Origin of the sequence: Prevotella sp. HMSC073D09 (assembly GCF_001814145.1) — a bacterium.
GTDB classification, from domain to species: Bacteria; Bacteroidota; Bacteroidia; order Bacteroidales; family Bacteroidaceae; genus Prevotella; species Prevotella conceptionensis.
This window is the reverse complement of sequence record NZ_KV815108.1, coordinates 91940-96188: the sequence shown is the minus strand read 5'-3', so window position 1 is coordinate 96188 and position 4249 is coordinate 91940. Positions and strand designations below refer to the sequence as shown.

Sequence of the window (4249 nt, the reverse complement as noted above, 5' to 3'; positions counted from 1 at the left end):
ATTTGGCTTAACTCCATAACTCCTTAACTCCTCATAAGCCCTCCTCTTCCAATCCTTTAATCCGCTTTTTAGGCGTAACACCCAAGGCGCGAAGGCCATCGATGCGCCTAAGCACATTGCCCTTACCATCGAAAAGCTGACCGCGAGCCTGCTCGAAGTTACGAGCAAGACGTTGCAATTGGCCTTCAAGGTCGGTGAAGGTCTCCGTAAAGCCCGCCACCTTGTCGTATAAGTCGGCGGCAGTTTTCACTATCTTCTCCACGTTTTTGCTCTGTCTGTCGTATTGCCACAGGTTATAAGCCAGTTGTAAGGCCATGAGCAAGTTGCTGGGCGAAATGATGATGATGCGTTTTTGGTATGCATAGCGGCTCAAATCTGGCTGTTGTTTCATGGCTGCGATGTAGCTGTTCTCATTGGGAACAAACATCAGCACAAACCCGATAGCATCTTCCACTAGCTTATCATAGCTTTTAGCCGACAGCTCGTCCACATGTCTGCGCACACTTTTGGCGTGTTCGGCCAGCAAGCGGTCGCGTTCGTGTTCGTCATCAGTAGCTACGGCGTCGGCGTATGCCGTTAACGACACCTTAGAGTCAATCACTACCGACCGCCCTTCGGGAAACCTCACAACCACATCGGGGCGAAACGTTGCGCCATCTTCGCTCTTCACCGTTTCTTGCACAAAGAACTCCTCATCGCGTTGCAGGCCGCTATTCTCCAAAAGCGTTTCAAGAACCATCTCACCCCAGTCGCCTTGCGTTTTACTCTCGCCTTTCAAGGCTCGCGAAAGGTTAGCCGCATCTTCGCCAATGCGTTCTGTTTGTTGTTTCAGGCTGTCAACCGTTTGCTGTTGTTGCTGCTGAAACAGTTTCATTGTGTTTTCAAAAGCCTTTTGCAGTTCGGTTTTGTTCACCTCATTTTGCGTTTTGCTCTCGTCCACAGCCCGTTTAAAGTCTGTAAACTGCTCCTTAATAGGCCTCAAAAGGTCGTCCATCTGTGTGCGGTTCGCCCTTTGCAATTCCTCTTGTTTAGCCGCCAGTTCTTTAGCGGCAGTGTTTTGCATGTCTTTTTTCAGACTTTCCAGCTTTTGTTCCCATCGTTGGTCGCTTTCCCTACGTAAGTCTTCGGCGTGTTGGCGTTCCCTATCAAGGTTTTGGTTAGCCCGTTGCAGGTTGTCGTCGGCTTGGTCGAGCATGCGTTTAGCATACTCGCGTTCTGTTTCCAGTTGCTTTTTCAGTTCATCAATCTGCCGTTCGTACCCCGCCTTCGTATTCTTAAAGAGTACGAAAACGAAGACTACAGCCACAATGACGATAAGGGCAAAAACTATTTCCATGTTTTTTTGAGGAGTTATTTTTGAGGAGTTATTTTTGAGGAGTTAAGGAGTTATGGAGTTAAGCCAAATGCTTTGCCACTTGGGCTTGGTGTGGGGCAGGTTAGTTGGGCTAGTTGGACCAGTCGGACCAGTCGGACCAGTCGGACCAGTCAGACCAGGTCCGACCGGTCTGAAAGCTAGAATGCTTATCCTTTTAATTATGCACCAACGTCCCGATATTCTCACCGCGCATAACGCGTTCGAGATTACCCATAACATCCATGTTAAACACGTAGATGGGCAAGTTATTCTCCTTACACATCGTGGTTGCGGTGAGGTCCATCACCTTCAAGCCCCGCGTATAAATCTCGTCGTAGGTTATTTCTGCAAACTTTGTGGCCGTAGGGTCTTTCTCTGGGTCGGCCGTATAGATGCCGTCCACGCGCGTACCTTTTAGCATTACGTCCGCCTCTATTTCTATTCCGCGCAACGAACTGCCCGTGTCTGTGGTGAAATATGGCGAACCCGTACCGGCAGAGAAAATGCAGACGTAGCCCGACTCCATGCTCTCGATGGCCTTCCACTTACTGTAAAACTCGCCGATAGGCTCCATGCGAATGGCCGTAAGCACCTTCGTTTTCACGCCGATGGCCTCTAAGGCCGAACTTAATGCCAACGAATTCATCACCGTTGCGCACATGCCCATCTGGTCGCCCTTAACGCGGTCGAAACCTTTTTGCGCCCCACTAAGTCCGCGAAAGAAGTTTCCGCCACCGATAACGATACCTATTTGCACGCCCATCTCATGCACAGCCTTAATCTGTTGGGCATATTCTTGCAGACGTTGTGGGTCTATTCCGTGGCTTTGAGTGCCCATCAAGCTCTCGCCGCTCAACTTTAATAATATTCTTTTGTACATTGTATATAATGTTATTGGTTTGTTCTAACTTATACGGCTAGCGCGCTGTCGCTAAATCTCGAACCGCAGCTTGTCGGCCATTTCGCCGTTGGTGGCGTAGGGTTGCGAGTAAGTTCGCAGTTGTCCTTGCCTATCTCGTAGGGTTATTAGGCCATCGGTTTCCACCCCAACAAGTTCTGCATCAAATGCCCCTTGTTTGTCGTTGTAACGGTGAAAGCCCGTTGCGCGATAAAGTGAGGCGTTGTAACGAGCGGCGATGAGGTGGGTTTGGCCTGCTTTCAACAAGTCCCATTGTGCGAGAAAAGCCTCAACAATGCTGTCGAGCAGCGGCATCAGTGCCACCTGCTTGCCCGTAATCTGCGCAAGCGAAACAGGGTTTGGCGCATCGCTAACAAACCGAACCTGATTAACGTTCAGCCCGATGCCGTACACAAAACGACTGATTTCGCCATGCGCAAGGCTCGTTTCGATAAGCGTTCCGCTGATTTTGCGGTCGCGCCAATAGATGTCGTTCGGCCATTTTATGCGGATGTCGGGCGTAAAGCGGTCCAAAACATCCTTGATGGCCAATGCTCCTGCCATCGACAAGGCAAACTGTTGTTGCACGGCAACGAACGAAGGGCGCGCCATTAGGCTGAAAAGCAGGTTCTTTCCCCGTTCGCTTTCCCAGCGGTTAACGCCTTGTCCGCGCCCCGCCGTTTGCCAAAGGGTGCTCACCACCACCATTTCGTCTGCCTCCAACGCCAGTCCTTTTATATAAGTGTTGGTCGAAGTGGTTTCTTCCAAGTGTATCTGCCTAATCTTCATGCCTAAGCCAGCAGTGGGTTAAAGGCGTCTTCGATGTGTTCCAGCTTGGCGTTTTCGTTGCTATTGCCAACGATTGTCACCACGTCGAAACGCACCTGTTCCACCACATTAAACTGTTTGATGTAGTTGTTGGCGGCAATTCCAAGGTTTCTTATCTTCTGCCTGTTCACCGCGTCGGCAGGTTCCGACACATCGTCTGTCGTGCGTGTCTTCACCTCAACAAACACAACAGTGGTCAAGTCGGCTGTAATCGCCACCAGGTCGATGTCTCGTTTGCCGCAATGCCAATCGCGGTCGCGAATAACATATCCCTGTTTTTGCAGGTATTCGGCAGCTAAATCTTCGCCCCATTTGCCCAAGTCGTTGTGCTTTGCCATGCCTATATATCTTTTCTTTCTTGCAAAAGTAGCCTTTTTATGGCAGTTTGCAAAGTGTGGGCACGTGTTTTTTGGCTGCAACGTGCCAAATGTGCCGTCTGTAAATGCCTACGCCAGTTGCAGCAGGTGGTTTTTATGATGAAACCGCCTTAACTTTTAGTGTTTCTATCAAGTGATAACAGCGTGTTGTCTTTGTGATGCAACATAGGACAAACGAAGTGCAGGGCTAACCAAACTCACTGGCTTATAAACTCACGAGAGTTCAACTACTACCGAATGTATCAACTCTGCAACTTACCAACTCATCAACTCACGAACTCGCAAACTTACCAACTCATCACCTCATCAGCTCACCAACCTACCAACCTACCAACTCACAAGCCTATCAACTTACAACTTCACCAACTCAAAAACATCAACTCACCAACTCTTCAACCCGCTAACCCAAAAGCTTAAATTATTATTTTTATTTTTACAATTATGTTCTGATTTTTACTCCGTTCTAGCAAAAATGTTGGTTAAAAAGTAGGTAAATTACCACTCTTTCTACCCTTTCAAGCCTTGGTGTTTGTCTATTTTTAAGCCTAGAACCTACATTTTGCACCATTTTGCCTTTCTAGTTTGGTTGCCAACTCGTATTTTTTCAACTCCAATTTCCCGCTTTTAGCCCCCCAAAATCCACTTTTTAACGACTATTTTGGCCTTTTTAGCCATGTTTTTGATGCCTCTAAAAGGTTTTGTTTATACATTTACGGTGTATATTTATGCTTTTCGACTTGCACTTTGCCGTATTTTGACTTGCGTTTAGCACCAAAACGCACTGCATTTAGC

General features: G+C 48.2%; 4 protein-coding genes. All 4 read right to left on the bottom strand.

Annotation, left to right across the window (positions count from 1 at the left end; translation table 11 throughout):
- Positions 1-31: 31 nt before the first annotated feature.
- The 4 genes from rmuC to HMPREF2955_RS09510 all read right to left on the bottom strand — a co-directional run bounded on the left by rmuC (position 32) and on the right by HMPREF2955_RS09510 (position 3418).
- Positions 32-1336, bottom strand: coding sequence for a DNA recombination protein RmuC (gene rmuC / locus HMPREF2955_RS09525; RefSeq protein ID WP_070722946.1), 1305 nt, complete (start codon positions 1334-1336; stop codon positions 32-34).
- A gap of 193 nt (positions 1337-1529) precedes the next feature.
- Complete coding sequence (gene pyrH / locus HMPREF2955_RS09520; protein WP_009231484.1) at positions 1530-2234, bottom strand: UMP kinase; 705 nt, start codon at positions 2232-2234, stop codon at positions 1530-1532.
- Between the two features lie 51 nt (positions 2235-2285).
- Positions 2286-3041, bottom strand: coding sequence for a biotin--[acetyl-CoA-carboxylase] ligase (locus HMPREF2955_RS09515; protein ID WP_009231483.1), 756 nt, complete (start codon positions 3039-3041; stop codon positions 2286-2288).
- Between the two features lie 2 nt (positions 3042-3043).
- Positions 3044-3418: a YraN family protein gene (locus HMPREF2955_RS09510; protein WP_070722944.1), complete on the bottom strand. Its 375-nt coding sequence runs from the start codon at positions 3416-3418 to the stop codon at positions 3044-3046.
- Positions 3419-4249 lie beyond the last annotated feature (831 nt).